At 51.1% G+C, this 22,473-nt stretch carries 21 protein-coding genes and 2 riboswitches; of the genes, 2 read left to right on the forward strand and 19 right to left on the reverse strand.

Going from position 1 to position 22,473, the window contains the following annotated elements; genetic code table 11:
* Window positions 1-3: 3 nt before the first annotated feature.
* The 10 genes from M3202_RS06145 to M3202_RS06190 are packed head-to-tail and all read right to left on the reverse strand — an operon-like array spanning window position 4 to window position 9,319.
* On the reverse strand, window positions 4-378 hold the full coding sequence (locus tag M3202_RS06145; protein ID WP_251222463.1) for a bifunctional adenosylcobinamide kinase/adenosylcobinamide-phosphate guanylyltransferase: 375 nt from the start codon (window positions 376-378) through the stop codon (window positions 4-6).
* Complete coding sequence (locus M3202_RS06150) at window positions 375-1,007, reverse strand: histidine phosphatase family protein (protein ID WP_251222464.1); 633 nt, start codon at window positions 1,005-1,007, stop codon at window positions 375-377. The genes M3202_RS06145 and M3202_RS06150 overlap by 4 nt, the downstream gene beginning before the upstream one ends.
* On the reverse strand, window positions 965-1,756 hold the full coding sequence (cobS, locus tag M3202_RS06155; RefSeq protein WP_251222465.1) for an adenosylcobinamide-GDP ribazoletransferase: 792 nt from the start codon (window positions 1,754-1,756) through the stop codon (window positions 965-967). Before cobS ends, M3202_RS06150 begins: the two co-directional genes overlap by 43 nt.
* Window positions 1,743-3,263, reverse strand: coding sequence for a cobyric acid synthase (locus M3202_RS06160; protein ID WP_251222466.1), 1,521 nt, complete (start codon window positions 3,261-3,263; stop codon window positions 1,743-1,745). The genes cobS and M3202_RS06160 overlap by 14 nt, the downstream gene beginning before the upstream one ends.
* Window positions 3,257-3,832, reverse strand: coding sequence for a bifunctional adenosylcobinamide kinase/adenosylcobinamide-phosphate guanylyltransferase (locus M3202_RS06165; protein ID WP_251222467.1), 576 nt, complete (start codon window positions 3,830-3,832; stop codon window positions 3,257-3,259). The genes M3202_RS06160 and M3202_RS06165 overlap by 7 nt, the downstream gene beginning before the upstream one ends.
* Window positions 3,829-4,902 (reverse strand): threonine-phosphate decarboxylase CobD, encoded by a 1,074-nt coding sequence (gene cobD, locus M3202_RS06170; RefSeq protein WP_251222468.1) that lies wholly within the window; start codon window positions 4,900-4,902, stop codon window positions 3,829-3,831. Before cobD ends, M3202_RS06165 begins: the two co-directional genes overlap by 4 nt.
* Window positions 4,889-5,845 carry an adenosylcobinamide-phosphate synthase CbiB gene (cbiB, locus tag M3202_RS06175; protein ID WP_251222469.1) on the reverse strand — a complete coding sequence of 319 codons (957 nt, stop codon included), beginning with the start codon at window positions 5,843-5,845 and terminating at the stop codon, window positions 4,889-4,891. The genes cobD and cbiB overlap by 14 nt, the downstream gene beginning before the upstream one ends.
* Window positions 5,842-7,317 carry a heme ABC transporter ATP-binding protein gene (locus tag M3202_RS06180; protein ID WP_251222470.1) on the reverse strand — a complete coding sequence of 492 codons (1,476 nt, stop codon included), beginning with the start codon at window positions 7,315-7,317 and terminating at the stop codon, window positions 5,842-5,844. Before M3202_RS06180 ends, cbiB begins: the two co-directional genes overlap by 4 nt.
* A gap of 18 nt (window positions 7,318-7,335) precedes the next feature.
* Window positions 7,336-8,394 carry a FecCD family ABC transporter permease gene (locus tag M3202_RS06185; protein ID WP_251222471.1) on the reverse strand — a complete coding sequence of 353 codons (1,059 nt, stop codon included), beginning with the start codon at window positions 8,392-8,394 and terminating at the stop codon, window positions 7,336-7,338.
* A complete protein-coding gene (locus M3202_RS06190) occupies window positions 8,357-9,319 on the reverse strand; it encodes an ABC transporter substrate-binding protein (RefSeq protein ID WP_251222635.1) in 963 nt (320 codons plus the stop codon). The genes M3202_RS06185 and M3202_RS06190 overlap by 38 nt, the downstream gene beginning before the upstream one ends.
* Before the next feature lie 179 nt (window positions 9,320-9,498).
* Window positions 9,499-9,687: riboswitch (cobalamin riboswitch) on the reverse strand.
* Window positions 9,688-9,810: 123 nt separating this feature from the next.
* Window positions 9,811-9,996: riboswitch (cobalamin riboswitch) on the forward strand.
* A 125-nt stretch (window positions 9,997-10,121) separates the two neighbouring features.
* Between M3202_RS06190 and metE the strand changes: the two genes are divergently transcribed.
* Complete coding sequence (gene metE, locus M3202_RS06195; protein ID WP_251222472.1) at window positions 10,122-12,380, forward strand: 5-methyltetrahydropteroyltriglutamate--homocysteine S-methyltransferase; 2,259 nt, start codon at window positions 10,122-10,124, stop codon at window positions 12,378-12,380.
* A gap of 16 nt (window positions 12,381-12,396) precedes the next feature.
* Entirely contained in the window at window positions 12,397-12,570 is a 174-nt protein-coding gene (locus tag M3202_RS06200; protein ID WP_251222473.1) for a hypothetical protein, read from the forward strand.
* A 309-nt stretch (window positions 12,571-12,879) separates the two neighbouring features.
* On the opposite strand, the gene M3202_RS06205 is transcribed toward M3202_RS06200, so the two are convergent.
* The 9 genes from M3202_RS06205 to M3202_RS06245 all read right to left on the reverse strand — a co-directional run bounded on the left by M3202_RS06205 (window position 12,880) and on the right by M3202_RS06245 (window position 22,387).
* Window positions 12,880-14,658: an ATP-binding protein gene (locus M3202_RS06205; RefSeq protein WP_251222474.1), complete on the reverse strand. Its 1,779-nt coding sequence runs from the start codon at window positions 14,656-14,658 to the stop codon at window positions 12,880-12,882.
* Window positions 14,658-15,374: a response regulator transcription factor gene (locus M3202_RS06210; protein ID WP_251222475.1), complete on the reverse strand. Its 717-nt coding sequence runs from the start codon at window positions 15,372-15,374 to the stop codon at window positions 14,658-14,660. The genes M3202_RS06205 and M3202_RS06210 overlap by 1 nt, the downstream gene beginning before the upstream one ends.
* Window positions 15,375-15,538: 164 nt before the next feature.
* Window positions 15,539-16,726, reverse strand: coding sequence for a c-type cytochrome biogenesis protein CcsB (gene ccsB, locus M3202_RS06215; RefSeq protein ID WP_251222476.1), 1,188 nt, complete (start codon window positions 16,724-16,726; stop codon window positions 15,539-15,541).
* Between the two features lie 60 nt (window positions 16,727-16,786).
* Window positions 16,787-18,427, reverse strand: a complete 1,641-nt coding sequence (gene resB / locus M3202_RS06220; protein ID WP_251222477.1) for a cytochrome c biogenesis protein ResB — start codon at window positions 18,425-18,427, stop codon at window positions 16,787-16,789.
* A gap of 14 nt (window positions 18,428-18,441) precedes the next feature.
* On the reverse strand, window positions 18,442-18,969 hold the full coding sequence (resA, locus tag M3202_RS06225; RefSeq protein ID WP_285890228.1) for a thiol-disulfide oxidoreductase ResA: 528 nt from the start codon (window positions 18,967-18,969) through the stop codon (window positions 18,442-18,444).
* A gap of 132 nt (window positions 18,970-19,101) precedes the next feature.
* Window positions 19,102-19,830, reverse strand: a complete 729-nt coding sequence (locus M3202_RS06230) for a pseudouridine synthase (protein ID WP_251222478.1) — start codon at window positions 19,828-19,830, stop codon at window positions 19,102-19,104.
* 289 nt (window positions 19,831-20,119) lie between these two features.
* The gene (locus tag M3202_RS06235) at window positions 20,120-20,656 is read right to left on the reverse strand and encodes a spore maturation protein (RefSeq protein ID WP_251222479.1); all 537 of its coding nucleotides are present in this window, start codon (window positions 20,654-20,656) and stop codon (window positions 20,120-20,122) included.
* On the reverse strand, window positions 20,653-21,246 hold the full coding sequence (locus M3202_RS06240; protein ID WP_251222480.1) for a nucleoside recognition domain-containing protein: 594 nt from the start codon (window positions 21,244-21,246) through the stop codon (window positions 20,653-20,655). The genes M3202_RS06235 and M3202_RS06240 overlap by 4 nt, the downstream gene beginning before the upstream one ends.
* Entirely contained in the window at window positions 21,239-22,387 is a 1,149-nt protein-coding gene (locus M3202_RS06245) for a D-alanyl-D-alanine carboxypeptidase family protein (protein WP_285890270.1), read from the reverse strand. Before M3202_RS06245 ends, M3202_RS06240 begins: the two co-directional genes overlap by 8 nt.
* Window positions 22,388-22,473: the final 86 nt, after the last annotated feature.

Genomic DNA, 22,473 nt, shown 5'->3' on the forward strand with positions numbered 1-22,473 from the left:
CTCCTATTTTAATTGTGTCGCCAACCCATACCAAATCAGATCGACGCGCTTTGCCTTCCTTGCTACTTCCTGAAAACAGACACCGACATGATCACGAAACAGACGTGCTTCTTTTTCAAGCGGGACAACGCCCTTGCCAACATCTGAACCAATCAAATAAAGAAGACCGCCAGATTGCTCCCAGCAAAGCCAGCTCTCAAGCCATAAATGAAATCGTTCACGCGCTTCCGCTTCCCCCTCCGTTAAAAAGGCCCGCACGATTGCTTCCAGCCCGAAAATAATCACCGTGCCGGTTTGATTCCGGCTTGGATGCGGGCACCGTTCATAGCCATTATACCATTGAATCTCAGCAGGACCGGCTCCGGAAGCGTGCTTCATCGCCCATTTATTCTTTCCGTGAAAGGCTCCTCCAGTAATGAAATGAATCGCAGCCCCCTCCTTACATCTGATTTTTTTCCGCTTAAGGTGAGACGACAGCCAATCGGTACATGCCATTCAAAAAAGTTCCGTTTGAGCGGCGCATACTCCGTCAGCCACTGGCGAATGACTCCGCCGTGAGTAATGACGACCACCTTGTCCGCTCCCTCGTCCTCCGCGAGAGACAGCAGCTCACCAAAGGCCTGCTTCGTCCGCCGTTGAAAATCGCGCAAGCCTTCTCCCTCTGGCGGAGAAACCCCGGTCGGATCATCGAGCCACCGGCGGTAAAGACGATCCTCTTTCAGCTGCTCGTATGTTTTTCCTTCCCATAAGCCGAAGTCTAGCTCGCGCAGGGCCGAAAAAGTGCGGAAGCGTCGACCGGGATAAAGAAGCTGCGCCGTTTCCTGGCATCTGAGGAGATCGCTCGTGACAAGCAAATCGCTTTCGCCAAGGGGAAGCGCGGCCAAAGCCGTCAGCTGTTGTCTTCCCTGCGCTGATAAAGGAAGGTCGGTTGAACCTAGGTAACGGCTCTCTTCGTTATAACGTGTCAAGCCATGCCGAATAAGGCTAACAGCCAAAGCATCGCCCATAATAATGTCTCCCCTCCTTCGCCGCCAGCGCCGACCGTATCCCCTGTAATCCCGCCAATTTGCTGCCTGACCCACTTCAGCCAAATCGCCAAAAAGAGAGCCGCTCCGCCGAACAGAATCAGAAAAGGCGGATAGATGATCACGATAAGCGCCACCGTCAGCAGCGACCACACAATATAGGTGATCATCACCGTCCGGTTTTGCGCTGGACGCAAAGCAGCTGCCATTCCTTCCTGCCGGGCAAACTGCCCGAGCAGCAGCTGCCAGCCAAGCAGCAGCCTCATGATGACAGGAATGAGAAAAAGCCCAAACAGAAACGGTCCGCTTCCCGCTTGCACGAGTTCCCAGATGAAGGCAAAGCGCCAGCCGAGAAGGAAGAGGACGCCAAGCGCCCCAAACGTGCCGAGGCGGGGGTCCTTCATAATCTCCAGCTTCCGCGCCCGCTCTCTCCGCGAAAAAACGGCGTCGCAAAAATCGGCCCAGCCATCAACATGCAGGCCTCCGGAAAAAAGCAGTGAAAAGCTAAGCACATAGAGGGCAATGATCAAGGGAGACATCGGCGAATACTGCAGCAGCAAATAGCCCTGAAGCGCGAGGCAAGCACCGAGAATCAGCCCGACGAGCGGATAAGCAGCCACCGAAGCAGAAGCCCTCCGTTCATCCCATTCCACATTTTTTTTAAGCGGGAGAATTGTTAAAAACTGAATCGCCAGGACGATGCCGTCGAACAAAATGTTAATATGCCGCATCGCTTTTCCTCCATGCCTCGATTTTCTTAAGCAGCTGCCTCACATCAAGCTCTGCTTCAAGCCAATCTGCGGCCTGCTCATAGCCCTTTTGCCGCTCATTTTGCAGGCTTCGGACCGGCTGCTCCGGCAAAGAGCGGATTTTCCGCAAGCGGTTCAACCACCACGTCCGCCACTGATCATTGTAAAACAAATGATGAAAATAACTGCCGATTAACCGGCCTCCCTCGGCGAATATCCCGTCCTCGCGCTCCCCGACCGTTAAAAAGGGAAGGGCGCTTTCCGTCAGCCGCCGCGAGTGGCCGAGGTGAATTTCAAAGCCGGTTAGCGGAGCCAGCGCTGTAAATTCCACCGCAACGAGCCGGCCGACAGACTGACTCGTCCATTTCTCCTGGGCAAAAACCGTTTCAACCGGTAAAATGCCAAGCCCTTCTATTTCCAGCCCGGCCGTTCCCGTATCGGTGCCGGCTTCGTCGATGATCGTCCGGCCGAGCATCTGGTAGCCGCCGCAAATGCCAATGACTGTTCCTCCTTGGCGGACATAAGCCTTCAGCTGCTCGCTCAGCCCGGTTGCCGTCATCGCCTCCAGATCACGAATCGTACTTTTCGTCCCCGGCAGCAGCACCGCGTCGGGAGAGCCAAGCTGATCGTGCATCCCGACGAGACGCAGTGACACATCCGGCTCATGAAGAAAAGGTTCCAGATCCGTGTCATTCGACAAATACGGCAAGTCAATCATCACAATCTCAAGCTGGTCACCCTGCTTTGCCGGCTGACGATAGCGTGTTTGACGCGAGAGCGAATCCTCGGCTTCGATTCGATGATTGTCGAGATACGGCAGGACGGCAAGCACTTCGACGCCGAGGTTTTCTTCAATCCACTTTCGCCCACTGACAAACAGATCCGGATCGCCGCGGAATTTATTGACGATCACGCCGAGGACACGGCTTCTCTCCTGCTCGCTCAGCAGCTGGAGCGTCCCGGCGATACTGGCGAAAATGCCGCCTCTGTCAATATCGGCGACAAGGATCACCGGCACATCAGCTAGCTCTGCCACCTTCATATTAACGAGTTCACGGTCATTAAGATTCATCTCAACCGGACTGCCCGCTCCTTCAATAACGATCGCATCATACTCGGCTTCAAGCGTTGCCAGCGCCTCGCGGATCGTTTCCAAGCCAAGCTCGTAAAACTGCTGGCGGTAATCCTTGCCGGAAAGTGTCTGATGAACACGGCCGAAGCGAATGACCTCCGATGTATGATCGTTTCTCGGCTTGAGCAAAATCGGATTCATCATGACGCTCGCTTCCACTCCCGCCGCTTCGGCCTGAATGCCCTGGGCGCGGCCGATTTCAGCCCCTTCCTTCGTCACATAGGAGTTGTTTGACATGTTTTGTGATTTGAATGGAGCGACGCTCAGGCCGCGGCGGGCGAACGCCCGGCAAAGCGCCGTGCAAATAAAGCTTTTTCCGACATCAGAGGATGTGCCTTGAATCATGACACCTAGCATACCCTTCCTCCTTTCTTCCAGCACGGTACGCCGCATTCAAGCTCAATCGCCTCATCGGCGAGAGCGACAAGCTCACAGTGAAGCTGTCCGAGTATCCGCTGATACACGAAAGTACCTTCATCAGCCACCGGGAGATCTGACGTGACTTCATTCGAGACGATCACTGCCTGATAATCAGCCGCCAGCTGGGTGAACAGCGCAGTCAGCTTGGCGACGACCTTCCGCTGATAGTCTGCGTCACGCCAGCGCTCTTCTCCCCGTTCCCAGCCGTAAAATAATTCATTGCTGACCAATGTGGTCACACAATCCAGCAGAACGACATCCTGTTTATCGATCTGGGCGAGCAGCGTATCGACATTGCGCTCTTGCTCCCATACGTGCCAATTTTGGCCGCTCGCCTGCCGCTGCTGCTGGTGGAAGTTTACGCGCTGTTCCATTTCTCCGTCATAGACAGCGCTTGTCGCCAAATAGTGAAGCCGGCAGTCCTTCTTCTGTGCCAGCTCGATCGCGCGCTGTTCAGCATAACGGCTTTTTCCGCTTCTTACTCCACCTGTCATAAAACAAATCACCGCTCTCTCCACTCCTTGAGCACCGCAATAAGTCGGTCATTTGCCTCAGGCTGCTTGACGGCGAGGCGGATATAACGTCCGTCCAGCCCGTTAAAATTATACGTATGGCGGGCGATGACGCCTTTTTCGGCGAGAAAAAGCAGCAGCGGCTTCATGTCCTGCTTTTTTCGTTCGGACAGTAAATAGAAATTGACGGTTGAAGGAGAAACGACGAAGGATAACCGTTCCAGCTCCGCGCTGACCCGCTCACGCTCCTCTGCGATCATCGCTACTGTTTGCTTTACGAAGCTTTGCTCCTGCAAGGCCTGCATTCCGGCAATTTGCGCAAATCCGTTGACGCTCCATGGCGGCTGACGCCTCGCGATCGCCTGCAACAGCTCCGGCTGAGCTAAAAGGTAGCCAAGCCGCAGACCGGCAATCGCATACATTTTTGTCAATGAGCGCAGCAAAATAAGCCGCGGATGATCGGCAAGCAAATGTTGCAATTGGACGTCTTCCAGACAAAAATCGTAAAACGCCTGATCAACGACGAGATAAACATCGTGATCCTCAGCGGCTTGAAGCAGTTCAACGATCGCGTGACGGCTGTAGCTGATTCCTGTCGGGTTATTCGGACTGCATAAAAAGAGCAGATCGACGACCGGCAGCAGCGGACGAATCAGCTCAAGCCGCAGCTCCCACGGCGCCGGCAACACGATCGATTCAACCTCGCACTCATATGCTTCGCACGCGTCACGGTATTCCGAGAAAGCCGGCTCAATGATCCCGACCCGTTTGCCGCGAAAATGAGCAGCAAGCAGAAAGATCAGCTCCGCCGCCCCATTGCCAAGCAGCACATTTTCCGGCTGAAGATCATTTGCCACGGCGACAGCATGTGTTAAAGCTGTCCCGCGCGGATCGGGGTAAGCAGAAGCTGTTTCCCCGAGCCCGGAAGCGAGCAAGGAGAGAACAGATTCGGGCGGCCCATATGGGTTCGTATTGACACTGAAGTCTTCGGCTTGTTCCGGCAGTTTGATGGCAAGCGCTTCAGCAAACTGCTTTGGATTTGCTCCATGATTAGGTAAGGACAATGATCACACCTCCGCATCCGAGCAGAAGCAGCGTAAACAAAGTCACGGTTCTGCTCATAATTTGCGTTGCCCCTTCAATATGGACAACACGGAGCCGCACGAGCGCGTCTCCGATTTTGGCCCGGTTTGAAACGAGGCCCTGATATGTATTTGTTCCGCCGAGCTGAATGCCGAGTAGCGCGGCGACCGCCGCCTCGCCCCAGCCGCTGTTCGGACTCGGATGCTTGCGCGCATCGCGCCGGACAACCGCCCAGCATTGCCGCGTCGAGCGCTGCAGCTGTGGCCGGTTGGCGATAATCATCACGAGCGCCGTCAGCCGGCTTGGCAGCCAATTGAGCAGATCGTCAAATTTGGCCGAAGCCCAGCCGAAATCGCGGTACCGTTCATTTTGATAGCCGACCATCGAATCACATGTGTTGACCGCGCGGTACAGCAGCGCAAGCGGCGCTCCGCCTATCCAGGCGAAAAAGAGCGGAGCGGTAATCCCATCGCTTGTATTTTCCGCTACCGTTTCGACCGTCGCCCGGGTGATCTCGGCTTCATCCAATTTATCTGTATCGCGGCCGACAATATAGGAAAGCCGAAGACGGGCTTCCTCCAAATGATGAGCCTCGAGCGGCTTCCGCACCTCATCCGCCGCCTGCTTTAGCCCCTTTTCGGCAATCGTCGTTGAAATGAGCCACGCCTCCACAAGAAGTCCGGCGACCGGATGAAGCCAATACGCGCTCCAGACGAGCAGAGCGGATACGAAAACAACAACTGACAGGACAGCGACGAGCATCAGCAAGCCTTTTTGCTTTCGCGCCTTGCCGCGGTTCAGCCGGCGCTCTCCGATTGAAATCAGCTTTCCGAAGCCGACAACCGGATGAGGCAGCTGCCGCGGGTCGCCGACGAGGCGATCAATCAGCACCGCCAGCACAAGCGCTAACAGATGGAACGTCATCGTCTGTCACCGAGGCGGCGCTTGTAGCGCTGGAGTGTCTGCCGCATCCCTTCATAAACGAGCCGGGCGAGCTCTTTTCCTAACGGAGTGATCGTGCCGGCGTACGGAAACATTTCTCCGGCCTGCGAGGAAGCAATCATTACGCTGTCGGTTGAGGTGCCAGTCGCGATCGTGCCGCTGCTCCCGTCACGGATCTCCTCATCATGCAGCGCCTTCGCTTTCGCCTCGGTTGCGGTCATCAGCGCCTGAACATAGGCGGCCTCCGGAAGTTCGCCATCGATAAATACCCATATATTGATCGTTCCGACCGTTTTTGCGTAATCAGGAAGACGATGGGCGCGTGAAGCATCGACCGCATTGGACGTACCGGCACTGATCATCACAAGCAGCGCAGGCCTTTGCTTCTCCGAGCGGAGAATCGAGGCATCCTCTAAGCGCGCCGCGGTCATCATCGCCAGTGTATCCTCGTCATCTAAGCCATGCTCCGTCAAAAATGCGCGGTACTCCTCCTCCGGATCAACAGCGTGATAATCTTTGTCAACATGGCGGTTCACAAATGTATGATGCCAGCGGAAGCCGGCGCCAAGTACAGCGGACGACAATGTTTTCCATTTCGTCACGCTCGTCATTTTGATCCACTTGTCTGTATGTTCTATCGTAAGAGCATCAAGCGCGGAAGAAGGCGCCTGCTCCCCATTGTCGGGAATAAGCGTAATTAACGGCCGCGGGACAGAGGGATGTTCCTTGCGCATGAGCGTTGTTTGATAGACGTTCGCCAGCTGGTCTTCTTTCAACACTTTATGCGGTGAATCGAGCGCGACCATTTCCCCCTCTTCCAAAAGCAATATCCGATCGCAGTAAAGGCTGGCCATATTCAAATCATGGAGCACTGTGACGACGGTTAATTGACGTGTTTCCGTCCACTCATGCAAGGCGTCGAGCAGCTGCATTTGATGGGAAAGGTCAAGATGGTTGGTCGGCTCATCAAGCAGAAGTATATCCGGTTCCTGCGCGAGAGCCCGTGCCAACAGCACCCGCTGCCGTTCGCCGCCGCTCAACTGCTGAAGCGGCGTGTCGCGGAACCTCCACGTATCCGTTTGCTTCATTGCAGCCCTGATCACCTCTTCATCCTGCTTCGTCGTCCGTTGCAACCAGCCTTTTTGATACGGATAGCGCCCTAAAGCGACGACCTCGGAAACAGAATACGAAAAAGCGGTTTCCGCCTGCTGCGGCAAAACGGCCATCTTTTTTGCCAGTTCCTTTGAGCTGTAAGCCGCCAGTGGTTTGCCATCGATCTCAATCCGTCCGTCAGCTGCAGGCAAACCGCCATTGATCGCTTTCAGCAGGCTCGTTTTTCCACTTCCGTTCGGCCCGATAATGCCGAATACTTCACCTTTGTTCACCGTAAACGTAAGCGAGCGGACGACATCCTTCGTCCCATATTGTACAGTGAGATCCTCACAAGTAATCATCGTCGTCTTCCTTTCTATTCACGCTTGTAATCTGCGCTGTCTCAGCAAAATAGCAGCAAATACCGGGGCGCCGACAATCGCGGTAATGACACCGATCGGCAGTTCCGTTGGCGCGATAATCGTCCGCGCGACCAGATCGGTCAGCGCGAGAAAGCCCGCGCCGACAAACATTGACAGTGGCAATAAGTGGCGATGATCAGGTCCCCAAAGCAAGCGTGTCAAATGGGGGATCACTAACCCGACAAAGCCGATCGTGCCAGAAACAGCGACTGCTCCACCCGTCAGCGTCGTCGCCCCAAGGAGTATGATCACTCTTCTGACGGCAATATTCACACCGAGCTGCCGCGCCGTTTCCTCTCCGAAGGCGAGCGCATTCAATTCCTTGCGGCAGAAAAACAGCAACAAAAAGCCGGTTAGAAAAAATGGCAGCATCAGCCAAATATAGCTCCAGCCTCTCATCGCCACGCTGCCCATCAGCCAGCTGATAATATGACGCAGCTCCTCGCCGGTCAAAGCGATCATCAAGGAAATAAACGCACCTAAAAACGAACTGAAAATAATCCCGGCCAAAATAATCGTTTCCGTCGCCATCGAACGCTGAACAAGCCTCGCGAACAGCATGACGAGAAACAGCGTCGCAAAGCCGGCCAGCACGCTAACCAACGGCAACGTAAAACGGCCGATTAACGGAAGCGAAAAGGAAAAAAACAGCACAGCGACCGCACCGACCGCTGATCCTGACGATACGCCGAGCGTATAAGGGTCAGCGAGCGGATTCTTCAAAAAGCCTTGAAAGGCCGAGCCGGCGAGGGCGAGACTGGCGCCAACGAGCATGGCCAGCAAAGCGCGCGGAAAACGGATTTCCATCACGATATTGATAAACATCGGATCAATCGTCTGCTCCACCTGTAGAGAAAACACTTCCTGTAAAATGATTTGGACAACAGTGAGAAAGGGAAGCCGGACGCTTCCCCAACTGATGCTGACGATAAGTGCTCCGATACAAAAGAGCACGACAGAAGCATAAGCTATAACAAGATTATTCGCCAAATACCTCTGGATAAACTGCTTTCGCAAGACCCTCGACTCCTTCTGCCAGACGCGGACCTGAACGTGTCACCTCATCTGAAACTAAATCATAGATGCGATCATTGACAACCGCAGGAACATCCTGCCAGGCCGGGCGCTCTTTAATCTGCTCGGCGGCATTGTCGACATAATAGCCGTACGTCGTGACGATGACATCAGGCTGGAAAGCGACCGCTTCTTCTTCCGTATACGGAATCCAGCCCTCTTGCTCCCCGGCGGCATTGATCGCATTGACGACCGTTAACATCTCATCAAGAAAGGTTCCTTTGCCAGTCGTGTACAACTCAGGCGCGGGCGACACTTCGACCCAGACTTTGCGCCGCTCTTCTTCGGCGATTGCACTCGCTTTTTCTTCCACTTCGGCAAACTTGGCCTGCATATCAGCGATTACTGTTTCGGCTTCTTCTCCGGCGTCAACTGCCTCGCCAATCATCCGGATCGTTTCATAGACCATGTCAATCGAAGCTGCATCATAAACAACGACAACGGGAATACCCGCGTTGCGAAGCTGATTCAGTCCTTCTTCGGAGCTGTGGGCATTTGAAGCGTGGGAAAGCACAAGATCAGGCCCAAGCGCGATCACCTTTTCCACGTCAAAATTCATATCACCGACGCTCTCAACCTCCAACACTTCCTCTGGATAATTGTCCCACTCTGTCCGTCCGACGACCGTTTCCCCTTTTCCTAAGGCAAAAATCGTTTCCGTAATGCTCGGCACAAGGGAAACGATGCGCTCTGGCTGTTCTTCGAGCACCACTTCATTTTCTAACGCATCTATAATGGTTTTAGGATAGCCGGATTCGCTTTCCTGCTCCCCCTCGGCAGTCTGTTCCGTTTCTGTTTCCACCGGTTCGACCGGCTGTTCCTCGGGCTGTCCGCCACACGCCGCCAGGACAACAGTCCACAGCAGCATTACGATCGTGACAGCGATCCATTTCGTTCTGTTCACACTCTTCCACTCCTTTTTTCTCTTCCCTTATCATAGAAAAACACTCCTCTATAAAGAGGAGTGCCGGGACAGTCAATAACGCGACCAGGCTTTTCATTTGAATGATAAACCAGATCATTATTGCTTCCCCTTTTCCTCGAAGGTTTCACACATTCGTAAAGGCAGGTCTCCTGACTTATGCATGACAATTTCTTCCCCTTCCCATCTACAGCTTCAGACAGTGGGCTTCTAAAGAAATCTAGCATTTACAGTGGCGGGACCGTGTTGGACTTTCACCAACTTCCCTATTATCATCCAGGCTGGCCTGGACGACCTTTACGATTGCTATTCAATTTCAGATAAGTAATTCCATTATACATGAAAATGGACAGGCTCGCAGTTTTTTTCGATTCTCTTTTTAAACCACAAATTAAAGATTGACAATTCGTACAGTTCTGCGGTAAAGTGAGTACCAATTTCATATGTTGGAAGCTGGTACTTTGATTTTATCGAAGTTTAAAAGGGAATCCGGTGTTGAATCCGGAGCGGTCCCGCCACTGTAATAGAGGAGTTATCGTGATCACGTCACTGGCCAACGGCCGGGAAGACCACGATGATGATGATACTAGAGCCAGGAGACCTGCCAGCTTTAACAGCACTGTTTTTACCTACGGGAGATAGGGAGGTGTTCACGATATAACGACTGAATTGTGGATATTATTACCTTTTACCTGGTAATAATATCCTTTTTTGTTTGTATGAACGATGAATGTAGGAGGTTTGATTGATGAAAACAAGTAATTTAGGATACCCGCGGATCGGAAAAAGCCGCGAATGGAAGCGTACGCTCGAAGCCTTCTGGGCGAACACAATTACAAAAAAAGAATTTCATGCGCAAATGAAAACCCGACGTCTCGAGCATTTACAGGCGCAAAGCGAGAAAGGAATTGACCTCGTGCCGACAGGCGACTTTTCTTATTATGATCATGTGCTCGATACAGCGGCGATGTTTGGCCTCGTCCCAGAAAGATTCGCCTATGACGGCGGACCCGTGCCGCTGTCGACTTACTTTGCGATGGCGAGAGGCGAAAAAGGAGCACAAGCTTGCGAAATGACGAAATGGTTTGATACGAACTACCATTACATCGTACCGGAATTGGAACAGTGCGCCCCAAAGCTCGTTGATAACAAGCCGCTTCGTGACTTTTTAGAGGCGAAGCGCGAGCTCGGCCTTCATACGAAGCCGGTCATTCTCGGCCCATTCACGTTTGTCACATTGGCTAAGGGCTATCAGCCGGAACAGTTCGCCTCTCTCCTGCAGCGCTTTATCCCTGTTTATCAGCAAATGCTGCAGGAGCTGGCCGCAGCCGGGGCGACAATCGTTCAAATCGATGAGCCGGCTCTCGTCCTCGACATTACAAAAGAAGAGATGGCGCTCTTTACTGCGACTTATAAGGAAATCACGCAACATGTGCCGGAGCTTGCTCTCATTTTGCAATCGTATTTTGAAGCTGTCACTCATTATCAAGAGCTGATCGCGCTTCCGGTCGCCGGATTCGGCCTTGATTTCGTCGACGGCCTCGAAGCCAATTTAGCCGCGATTCAGGCGTACGGCTTTCCGGCGGACAAAATTCTTGCCGCCGGTGTAATTGACGGCCGCAACATTTGGCGCAGCGACCTCGAAAAAAGCGTGGACCTGCTCAAACAGCTGAGCGACATCATCCCATTCGAACGCCAGATGATCCAGCCTTCGTCAAGCTTGCTGCACGTCCCGGTCAGCGTCCGCCAAGAAACAGAGCTTGACCCAACGATTAAGGCCTCCCTCGCCTTTTGCGATGAAAAGCTTGACGAGCTGACCTTGTTAAAGGACGTTATCAGCGGGGCAGCGAGCAAGGAAAAACTCGCAGCTCACCAGCAAAGCTACGACGAGCTCATTCGCTCTGATTGGCGTAAAAAGCAGGAGCCCGATGCCGTCCGCGCGAAACGAACAAGCTCCTTTCAAACGAGATATGAGCTGCAGCAACAGAAATGGCAGCTGCCACTGCTGCCGACAACGACGATTGGCAGTTTCCCGCAGACAAAGGAAATTCGCAACATCCGAGCCCAATGGCGAAAGAATGAATGTTCAACTGCCGACTATCAGGCCCGGATTCAGGCCGAAATCCAAAAATGGATTGCGATTCAAGAAGAGATCGGCCTCGACGTATTCGTTCACGGTGAGTTCGAGCGCAATGATATGGTTGAATTTTTCGGGGAGAAGCTTGCCGGATTTACGTTTTCTAAAAACGGCTGGGTGCAATCGTACGGATCACGCTGCGTCAAGCCGCCGATCATTTATGGCAATGTCGCGTACATGGGACCAATGACTGTCGAGGAAACCGTCTATGCGCAGTCGCTCACCTCTGCTCCGGTGAAAGGAATGCTGACAGGTCCGGTGACGATTTTGAACTGGTCATTTGTTCGAAATGACATCCCGAAGCAGGAGGTCGCTTTTCAAATTGCCGCGGCGCTGCTGCAAGAGGTCCAGGCATTGGAGCAGGCCGGTATTACGATGATTCAGGTCGATGAACCGGCATTGCGCGAAGGGCTTCCGCTCAAAAAAGCGAAGCGGAATGACTACTTGCACTGGGCGGTCGAAGCGTTCCGCCGAAGCACATCGGCGATTGCCGACACGACACAAATTCATACCCATATGTGCTACAGCGATTTCGCCGACATCATCGAGGCGATCGACGCGCTTGATGCTGACGTGATCTCGATTGAGACATCGCGCAGCCATGCGGAATTAATTTCTGCTTTTGAACATAACGTGTATGACAAAGGAATCGGCCTTGGCGTCTACGATATTCACAGCCCGCAAATACCCGAAGTAGGCGAAATGCTGGCGCTGATTGAGCGCGCCCTCACCGTTCTCCCACCATCGCTGTTCTGGGTCAATCCTGACTGCGGCTTAAAAACGCGCACAGAAGCCGAAACGGTCGCCGCTCTGACAAACATGGTGAAGGCCGCAAAAGCAGCCCGTGCCAAAATGCTTTCGACTAGATGAGAAGGAGTTGATTGAAGTGAGGTACGAACTTGTCCACTTCCTGCAGCATACAAATGATGAACAGCTGATGCTGGCCTTCATGAAAAACATGGATGGAAAAAGCTTGTCGACATTGTTTCACTATCTTTCTCTCACAGACGACATTACGAAAAAGCGCTGGCTCACCATTTATGAAAACCTCATCCCATAAGGAGGCCACTGAAAAACTTCCTTTTTCGTAACTCGAAGAAGAGTAATGGCTCCGCGCGTTGCGCGCCTTGCTTCGAGAAACCCACTCGTAGCAAGGCTTTTCAAATCAGGCAACGGCTACGCTCATTACGAAAGAGCTGCTAAAAAAGTATAAATCGTACTTTTTCAGCAGCTTCTCCCATAAGGAGGCCATTAAAACCTTCCTTTTTCGTAACTCGAAGAAGAATAACGGCTTCGCGCGTTGCGCGCCTGAACAAAGAGGGTGCGGCAAAAGGATTATTTTCTCCTTTGCCACACCCCTACTTTCACTTTATTCATTCTGCTCCTTCGTCGGAATAAAGAAAGAGAATGTCGTCCCTTCATTCACCTTGCTGTGAACCGAAATCTGGCCTTGATGGGCCTCGATAATGTTTTTAGCGATCGCCAGACCAAGTCCTGTGCCGCTCCGCCCTCTCGTTCTTGCTTTATCCGCCTTATAGAAACGTTCAAACACGTAAGGAAGATCGGCCTCCGGGATGCCTGAACCATTGTCTTGGACATCGACCTTTAATCCCTCCGCAAACTGACGGACAATCAAGGTGACGTTACCGCCTTTTTCTGTGTGGCGGATCGCATTATGAAGCAGATTGGTCAGCACCTGTTCAATCCGGTCAGGATCGCACATAATCGTCGTCACATCGGCCGTTTCCAACTCCAGCACAACATCCTGCTCCCGGGCCAGTCCCTGGAACTTGCGGACGATCCGTTCGACAAACGGCTGCACCTCGGTCGGCTCAATCTTCAGCTCGACATGTCCCGCTTCCATCCGCGCCAAGTCAAGCAGCTCATTGACAAGCCGGCCCATCCGCAGCGATTCCTCATAAATTATTTTCGCAATTTCTTTCTTTTCCTCATCGGAACCGGCGATATCGTCAATGATCGCTTCACTGTAGCCTTGCAGCATTGAAATCGGCGTGCGCAGCTCATGAGAGACATTGGCAATAAAATCTTTACGCAGCTTATCATGACGGCGCTCCTCTGTCATGTCGCGAAAGACGGCGACCGCCCCGCGAATATCATGATCATCATAGAGCGGCGTCATCAAGATCGTCCAGCTCCGCCCTTGCATCTCATACTCAATAAACTGTTCCTTCTCCAGCGCCACGACGCGCTGGAATAATGATTGCAACGCTTCGGGCAGCGCCTTATCCTGTTCATTCACCATTCCCTGTTCATAATACCAGGATTGGATAAAACGGTCGGCAGGCGGATTTGTCAGCACGACGTCCCCTTTTTTATTTAAGGTGATAACGCCATCCGCCATGCTGACCAAAATGCGCGAAAGCTGTTCTTTTTCCTGATTTAACGCGTGAATATTATTGTTCAATTCACGCCCCATCCGGTTAAAGGCAATCGCCAGCTGGCCAATTTCATCATGAGTTAAAATCGGAACCTTCGTTTTGAATTTCCCTTCGGCGACCTCAAGTGCGACCTGTCTCATTTTCCGAAGCGGCGCGGTAATCCGCGATGACAAGAAGAAAGCAAAGATCGTGGTAAGAATAATGGCAATTCCGGCCGAAAAATAAATGATCTGCTTCGTTTCATTGGATGTCTCTTCAATCGCCGACAGCGACTGATAGAGAAAAACCGCACTGTCTTCCAGCTCCGTTGGCTGAAGCGGCACACCGACAATCATGATTTCCGAATGGCTCTCTTCCCCTTCGCTTAAAAAAGGAAAATCGCCCTCTGTCGTGACGACTTTCTCCCCGGAAAATACTTGGGACAGCGCCTGATCGGTAAACAGGATGTCAAGCGCCTCCCGCTGCAATTGATCACTGCTCCATACGTTTTCTCCTTCAACGAAAATGATAATATCGGATTGAAAAGCAGCGCCGTACTGCGAGATATTTTGCAACGCATCTTCCTTTGATTCATAGCTTTCATACATCGAAGCAATCATATTCGCATGGTTGACGAGCTGCGATTCTGCCTCACTTACATTAAACTGCTCAAACGATTGCAGCAGCAGAACCATCAGAATCGTCAGGACGACCGAAACAAGAAACAAAATCGTCAGCCATAGCTTTCCAACTACACTGCGCCAGAGCATTACTCCTTCACAGCCTCAAATTTATAGCCGATGCCCCAGACCGTCGAAATTAAAGCCGCGGCTTCAGGAGAAATTTTGTTAAGCTTTTCCCGCAATCGCTTAATATGCGTGTCAACCGTTCGTAAATCACCGAAGAAATCATAATTCCAGACATCCTTTAGCAGCTGCTCACGCGAAAACACTTTATCCGGAGATTGAGCAAGATAATGAAGCAGCTCATACTCCTTCGGGGTCAAATTGATTTCTTCACCGGAAACGGTGACGCGGTGCGCATCATTGTCAATCGTTAAATGTTGAAAAACGAGGACATCCTTCGTCTGCGTATCCGTTTGCAAGAACTTTGTCGAAGAAGAACGGCGGAGTAACGCCTTGACCCGCAGCACGACTTCGCGCGGACTGAACGGTTTGACGATATAATCGTCTGTCCCCACTTCAAATCCTTGTACGCGGTTCGTTTCCTCGCCTTTTGCCGTCAGCATCATGACCGGTGTTGCCTTGGACTTTCTCAGCTCCTGACAGACTTCGATCCCGTCCTTGCCCGGCATCATAATATCGAGCAAAATCAAATCATATTCCTCATTTAACGCCATCTCTAACGCTTGTTCGCCATTCTCGGCTTCTTCGATTTCATAATTTTCTCTTTCTAAATACATTTTTAATAAGCGTCTAATGCGATCTTCGTCATCGACAACTAAAATCCGTGCTTCTTTTTCCATTGACCTTTTCCTCCTCGCTATGTTTAACAGTAGTGTACCATTGTCCTCCCGGCGAAAAAAGCGTAACAAAAGCCGGTAAAATGAAAGCTGCTTAGGGGATGTCTCAAAAAGGGAAACCACACCCCCTTTAAGACATCCCCATCTTCACTTTATTCCTTCACCTATTATGCATACGAGTGTAAGCCGGCAATGACAAGGTTGACAAAAACGAGATTGAACATAATAATCCCGAAGCCGATCACACACAACCAAGCCGAACGCTCTCCATGCCAGCCTTTTGATAAGCGCAAGTGCAAATAAGCCGCATAGAACAAGAACGTAATTAACGCCCATACTTCCTTAGGATCCCAGCCCCAGAATCTCGTCCACGCATATTGCGCCCAAATCATCGCAAACACGAGCCCGCCTAATGTAAATACCGGGAAGCCAATCGCAATGGCCCGATAGCTGATCTCGTCAACAGCCTGCAGGCTGACGCGTCTTAACAACGGCTGTAGGATCGCCCCCACCTTTTTGCGGAAAATCAACCGAAGCAGGAAATATAAAACCAAGCCGGTCAGCATCGACCAGATGACCGTGTTCAAATCGTTCGCCCGAATAATCGCCGGGGCGTTAATGGCCGGTGACAAAGCACCTTCCGTCAGTAGCGTCCCTTCATTCGGACCGACAAAAGCCGGCATCGGATAGACCATCGTCGCTTCCTCGGCATTTTCGTTAATATAGCTGAAGGATGCCTCGTACCCTGCTGCATTAAAGATCGAACCGATCAAAATATAGCCGACAAGACTGAGCATCGCATAGAGCGTGATCTCCATCGCGATCGTCTGCTTACTTGTTTTCGTAAAATCAATCGACCGGATTAAGTAAATCAGCCCGGCGGCCATCCCGATTGTAAGAATGCCCTGTCCCAAGGCGACGGTGATAACATGAATCGTCAGCCAATTACTTTGCAATGCCGGAATCAGTGGAGAAATTTCTCCAGGGAACATCGAAGCATACGCAATAATGAGCATCACAATCGGCATCGTAAACATCCCTAAATAATTCGAGCGGTAAATCGCAAACAAAATGACAAAGGCAATTCCGATCGCAATTCCAAAGAATGTCATATACTCGTACATATTACTGACCGGCGCGTGTCCCGCTACTGACCAGCGTGTCAGAAAATAGCCAATCGAAAACAGGGAACCGAGAATCGCAAAAATATAGCCGATCACTCCCCATTTGTTTCCACTCATCTCACCTTGACGATTGCGCCACTTTCGGCCGGTTACGGAAACAGAAAACGTAATCGTGGCGCCTAAATATAAGAAAAAGGCAATTTGTAGTAAATTCCCACTCAATTCTGCCATTTGAAACCCTCCTAAAAGGAAGTGTGAAACGTTTCTTCCACGCTTCCTTTTTTTCATTCCTTATTCATGTTTACTGTTTTGCGATGAATTTTCCGCCTCTTCCAGCTGATCTACCGGTGTTGCGATCCCGCTGTCGGCGATGACATAGTCAATATCCTTCCGCAATCCTAAATAGTTTTTATTCGTGTGACCGGCAATCCAGATTTCACCATTAATCCGTTGCAGCCAAATCCGGCGGTGGGCCCAGTAAGAGCCTTGGACGAGGCCGAACATGAAAATAGCCCCACCGACAATTAAGAACGGTAATGTTTTATCCTTTCTGACGGTCAGTCCCGTTACATGCTTCGTCTCGACATCAACAAATGTCATTTTATATTCGTTTTCCCCGAGAGGCTCCAGATTCTGTCTAATACCGACCAGGCTCGTTTCCCCTTCAGGTGTATCAGGTGTGTACATCGTAAAAATGAACACCGGATTGTTCGGTACACTTGATTGGGTCGCCGGCTCATTGTTCGCATCGAGATGGAAGTCAGGAAAATATTGGCCTACGACGACGCGATACCCGTCACCAAGATCATATTCCGGCTCCGGATCGAGCAGGTTAATATCCATCCGCCCGAACGTTTCCCCCGTTTCCTTGTTCTCAAGGGTAAAGCTCATCGTACTTAATTCATTAAGCCGGTAGCTGACTTGATACAATGAAAAATCATCAAAGCTCAGCGGTTCATTCACGCGGATATAATGCTCGTCCACCTGCACAAGCTCGCCTTCCCCGACAACGCCGGTATCCTCCTGCTCATAAAGAATCGCATCTGTTTGATACGTTTTAACAACAGGGCCGCCGTTACGCTGGATCGCCTCTGAGTACATCTCATCATCTTCATCATAAAGCTCAATGATAAACTGTTCATTTTTCACATGGTAACGTCCTTCTGTTCCCGGGACGACAACCGTGTCACCTTCGCGAATCCACATATTATCGTCAATATACATCCCGGGAAAATAGCGGAGCATACAGCCAATAAGAAAAATAATAAGACCAATATGGTTGACGTAGGGACCCCAGCGGGCAAAACGGTTTTTTTCCGCTACCAGGTTGCCGTTTTCCTCTGACACGCGGTATTTCTTATCCTTCAGCTTTTCTTTCACTTGCGTAAAAGCCGCGTCCGGATCTTCGACCTTCGACGTCCCGAAAACGCGCTGGCGTTTCATAAAGCTTTGATGCCTTGTCACACGCTGTGTTTTCAATGCCCGGTAGAGCGGGACAAAGCGGTCAAGGCTGGCAATCAAAATCGAAATTCCGAGCGCCGCCAAAAGCAGCATATACCACCATGAGCCGTATAAATTGTGAAAGCCGAGCTGATAATAGAGTTGCCCGGTAATGCCATATTCAGCGGCATAGTGTTCGGCCGGATTGACTGTAGGCGGAATGTACATCTCCTGCGGATAAATCGTTCCGAGTGCGGAAGCTACGAGCAGGAGGACAATAATCCAGATCCCTACCTTAACAGACGAAAAAAACATCCATATCTTATCGATAAATGTTGTCGTGTACGTTTGTGAGCGGCGGGCCACCCCTTCATAGCGCATGTTCAGCAGGGTCTTTTGATCCTCGCCCTCCTGCAGCGGCTTGCCACAGGACTCACAGACGAGCGTGCCATGAGGGTTGTCGTGCCCACATTCACATTTTATTTTGTTCACTCTACACACCTCAATTATGTTGCCGGTTTAATTCTCTCCATAAATTCTCTGACCATTTCTTCCGTCATTCCTCCTTGATGGACATGCACGATCGTGCCATGCTCATCAATCAATACCGTTGTTGGTAATGGAGAAATCCCGTACGCATCAATCACATTGCGGCCTTTATCAATTACGATCGGAAATGTGAGCGAATAGCGGTCAACGAAGCGCTGCACTGTCAGCTCCGGTTCGGCAGCGTTGACGGCAAGAATCTCGACGCCTTGCGCGCGATACTCATTATACAGCTCCTCCATCACGGGCATTTCCTTCACACAAGGAGGACAGTATGTACCCCAGAAGTTCAAAAACACACCTTTTCCTTTCCAATCTTCGAGCTCAATCCGTTCCCCATTCAAATCGGTTAGCACAAAATTAACAGAGCCTTCGCCCGCTTTGGCGACACTGCGATCGGCAAAGAAATTCGAATAAAACGTATAAGCAAGGGCGATGGCAATAATGGCCAGAATGCTTGTACGCATCACAAGTCTTTTCCGTTTCAATCCTCAAACCTCCTTACTGCCTCTATTCTCTTTAACCGCTTCCCGCCCGGAATGCAAAGTGGGCTTATACGGTGATATGCAGATTAGATTAATTCCATTATAACGTTGAAAATGTTCGCAATGGATTTTCCTTTATGACGGTTTCGTGACAGCTAGTTCGCGCAGATGCTTGACCTCAATCGGCTTCAGCGGCCTCACATCGCCCGGGTTCATCCCGCGCAGATTAAGAAAGCCGTACTCCTCGCGCTTCAGCTTCATCACCGGATGACCAATCGCCTCAAACATCCGGCGGACCAGACGATTACGCCCTTCATGAATCGTGATCCGGACAATCGCTGTCTGCTTCTTTTTATCAATCGACATCATTTTAACCTTAGCCGGAGCCGTTTTCCCATCATCGAGCCGGATTCCCTGCTGCAGCCGTTTCAACGCCTCCCGCGATGGAATTCCCTTTACTTTTGCCACATAAACCTTATCAATCTTAAATTTCGGATGCATAAGGTAATTGGCAAACTCCCCGTCATTTGTTAAAAGCAAAAGACCGGACGTATCATAATCGAGGCGGCCTACCGGAAAAACCCGTTGCTCGACCTCCAGAAAATCAGTTACGACTTTCCTCCCCTTCTCATCCTTTACGCTTGAAATGACACCACTTGGCTTATATAACAAAAAATAAACAGGCTCCTCCCGGTCGATCGGGATGCCTTCGACTTCAATTTGATCTTTATTCGCTGATGCTTTCACACCAAGCTCACGCACGACCTCTCCATTTACCTTTACTTTTCCTTCCATAATCAGTTGTTCTGCTTTGCGGCGTGACGCAATGCCGGCCTGAGCAATGATCTTCTGTAACCGTTCCATTTCTTTTTCACCTCATGTTCCATCATACTCTTCCGAACATGAATTCTCAAGCGAAGAACAGGAGCCCTGGACAAAAGGCTGTTGTCACCGTTTGTCCAAGGCTCCAAAAATTTTATTCCGGTTGTAATGGCTCCGCACGTTGCGTAAAGGCTGGACAAAAGGTAACTAGCGTATCGCCAAAGTTCAAGGATGGCTCTGCCCAGCTTAGACTCCCTCCTTGGAGAAGCTATCAAGAGGAACGAGATTCCGTTAGTTTTCATTCATAGTAGTGTTTTTTTTGATCCAGCCTCTAGTAAGCAAATACATAGGAGACGATTAAAATGGAGGCGACGACGCCGACAATATCGGCCAGGAGACCAACCTTCAGCGCATCTCCCATCTTTTTGATCCCGACTGCGCCGAAATATACAGTCAGCACATAAAGGGTCGTATCGGTACTGCCCTGCATCGTGGAAGCGAGGCGGCCAATAAAGGAGTCAGGTCCATAGGTGGCGATCAAATCAGTCGTCATTCCTAAAGCCCCTGTCCCTGAAATCGGGCGGATCATCGCCAGCGGGACTATTTCCGGCGGAACACCGACAGCCTGCAGGAAAGGCTTGACCGCTTCAATTAACGCATCCATCGCCCCGGAAGCGCGGAAGACGGAAATCGCGACAAGCATGCCAACGAGATACGGAATGATCGAAATCGCCAAATCGAAGCCTTCTTTCGCGCCTTCCACAAACGTTTCATAAGTCGGCACTTCCTTATAGGTCGCATACATTAAAATAAACGCAATCAGCACAGGAATGAACCAGATGGAGATCGTCGTGATTGATCCGCTCATTTTGCCCGCCTCCTCATCCGTCGATGGTAAAAATAGCGATCAATCAGAATCGCTCCGATCGTTGAGCAAGTTGTCGCCAGCAATGTCGTCCCGACGATTTCAGTCGGCGAGACCGAGCCATAGCTCATTCGGATCGAAATGACCGTCGTCGGAATGAGCGTAATGCTTGCTGTATTGATCGCCAGTAAGGTAATCATCGAGCGGCTTGCTTCTGTCCGGTTTTGGTTCAACAGCTTCAGCTGCTCCATCGCTTTAATTCCCATCGGCGTCGCGGCATTGCCGAGGCCGAATAAATTCGCCGTCATATTTGATAAAATATAGCCCATTGCCGGATGATCGCGTGGCACTTCCGGAAAAAGCCGGCTGGCAATCGGGCTCATGATCCGGCTGAGGGTCCGGAGCAACCCGGCGACCTGGGCGATTTTCATTAACCCGAGCCAAAAAACAAGAATGCTGATTAGCCCTAAACAAATCGTCACCGCATCTTTAGCGCCGGCAAAGATCGCCTCATTCACTTCGGCCATTCTGCCATTGACCGCGGCAAAGCCGATGCCGATGACGAGCATAGCTACCCATATTTTGTTAATCACTCGCTCTCACCCCAATGATGAGCGAGAACAGCTCGAAAAAACTCCGCCAAAATCCTTTCTTCTCTTCGACAGGCGGGGAGTCATAGAAAAGCGGCACCTGCCCGATTCGTTCCTCTCCAAGCGTCAATTCAACTTTCCCGACAGGCTCCGGCGGAACGAACTGCTCCTGACGCTCCTTCGCCGGCGGTCGATAGACGACGATTTCTTTTTTGACTAGTTCTTCCTCCTCTTCGGATAGCGGATAGGAAAATGTATATGGCGCGAGTAGCCGGTCTTTATAAAATTCATCCTTAATTTTCGTTTGAATCCCTTCCTCAACTAACGTTTGGATCGTATAGGTGTCAAAAGCCCAATTAAACAGATTCATATGATCATGCCAATCGCTCGGCGCATCGAGCGTGACAGCGATCAAATCCATTCCATCCTTTTCTGCCGTCGAAACGAGCGTCCGCCTTGCTCGCTTCGTGAAACCTGTCTTTCCACCGGTCGACCGCGAATACAGCTCTGTCAGCAGCCGGTTTTTGTTGCGCCAGAACCGTGTCGTTTCCCCTTCAGAACGGTACGACTTCGTACCCGAAATCGTGCGATACTGCTCGTTTCCCATCGCGTACTGCGTTAAAACTGCCATATCATAGGCGGTGGAATAGTGATCCTCATGATCGTCGAGCCCATGCGGATTTTGAAAGCTCGTATTCGTCATCCCTAATTGACTTGCCTTCTCATTCATTAAATACACAAAGCCTTCAAGACTGCCGGCGACGTGCTCGGCAATCGCCACAGCCGCATCATTTCCGCTGCGCAGCATCAGCCCGTAGACGAGATCCTCGAGTTTAATCTGCTCCCCTGCCTGCAAATAAATCGAAGACCCCTCCGTTCCCTCTGCCCTGGTCGAAACCTTGACCATTTCATCCATTTTTCCGGATTCGATGGCCAGTAAAGCGGTCATAATCTTTGTAATACTGGCAATGCGCATCGGACTATGCTCATTTTTCGCATATAGCACCCGGCCCGACTCTGCTTCCATTAACATCGCCGCTTCGGCGGATACCGAGAAATTCCTTGTCTCAGCCGATCCGTTTATTGGACTTGCTGTGATGATGATCATAAGCGATAACACAATCAGCAGCCATTTTTTCACCATTCCCATCCCCGTCCTATCTATCAATGTCATCAGCACCTGAACGTTCCTGTTTAAAAAGGTCGCCCAGGCGCGATTTCCTCTGCCGG

The sequence above is a fragment of the Halalkalibacter oceani genome (genome assembly GCF_023715605.1).
GTDB classification, from domain to species: domain Bacteria; phylum Bacillota; class Bacilli; order Bacillales; family Bacillaceae_D; genus Halalkalibacter; species Halalkalibacter oceani.

Bases quoted from the DNA above. Each gene is read 5' to 3' on its own strand.
- M3202_RS06145 (WP_251222463.1), bottom strand. From the start codon at position 378: ATGAAGCACGCTTCCGGAGCCGGTCCTGCTGAGATTCAATGGTATAAT.
- M3202_RS06150 (WP_251222464.1), bottom strand. From the start codon at position 1,007: ATGGGCGATGCTTTGGCTGTTAGCCTTATTCGGCATGGCTTGACACGT.
- cobS (WP_251222465.1), bottom strand. From the start codon at position 1,756: ATGCGGCATATTAACATTTTGTTCGACGGCATCGTCCTGGCGATTCAG.
- M3202_RS06160 (WP_251222466.1), bottom strand. From the start codon at position 3,263: ATGCTAGGTGTCATGATTCAAGGCACATCCTCTGATGTCGGAAAAAGC.
- cbiB (WP_251222469.1), bottom strand. From the start codon at position 5,845: ATGACGTTCCATCTGTTAGCGCTTGTGCTGGCGGTGCTGATTGATCGC.
- M3202_RS06180 (WP_251222470.1), bottom strand. From the start codon at position 7,317: ATGATTACTTGTGAGGATCTCACTGTACAATATGGGACGAAGGATGTC.
- M3202_RS06190 (WP_251222635.1), bottom strand. From the start codon at position 9,319: ATGCTGCTGTGGACTGTTGTCCTGGCGGCGTGTGGCGGACAGCCCGAG.
- metE (WP_251222472.1), top strand. From the start codon at position 10,122: ATGAAAACAAGTAATTTAGGATACCCGCGGATCGGAAAAAGCCGCGAA.
- M3202_RS06205 (WP_251222474.1), bottom strand. From the start codon at position 14,658: ATGCTCTGGCGCAGTGTAGTTGGAAAGCTATGGCTGACGATTTTGTTT.
- M3202_RS06210 (WP_251222475.1), bottom strand. From the start codon at position 15,374: ATGGAAAAAGAAGCACGGATTTTAGTTGTCGATGACGAAGATCGCATT.
- ccsB (WP_251222476.1), bottom strand. From the start codon at position 16,726: ATGGCAGAATTGAGTGGGAATTTACTACAAATTGCCTTTTTCTTATAT.
- M3202_RS06230 (WP_251222478.1), bottom strand. From the start codon at position 19,830: ATGGAACGGTTACAGAAGATCATTGCTCAGGCCGGCATTGCGTCACGC.
- M3202_RS06235 (WP_251222479.1), bottom strand. From the start codon at position 20,656: ATGAGCGGATCAATCACGACGATCTCCATCTGGTTCATTCCTGTGCTG.
- M3202_RS06245 (WP_285890270.1), bottom strand. From the start codon at position 22,387: ATGGTGAAAAAATGGCTGCTGATTGTGTTATCGCTTATGATCATCATC.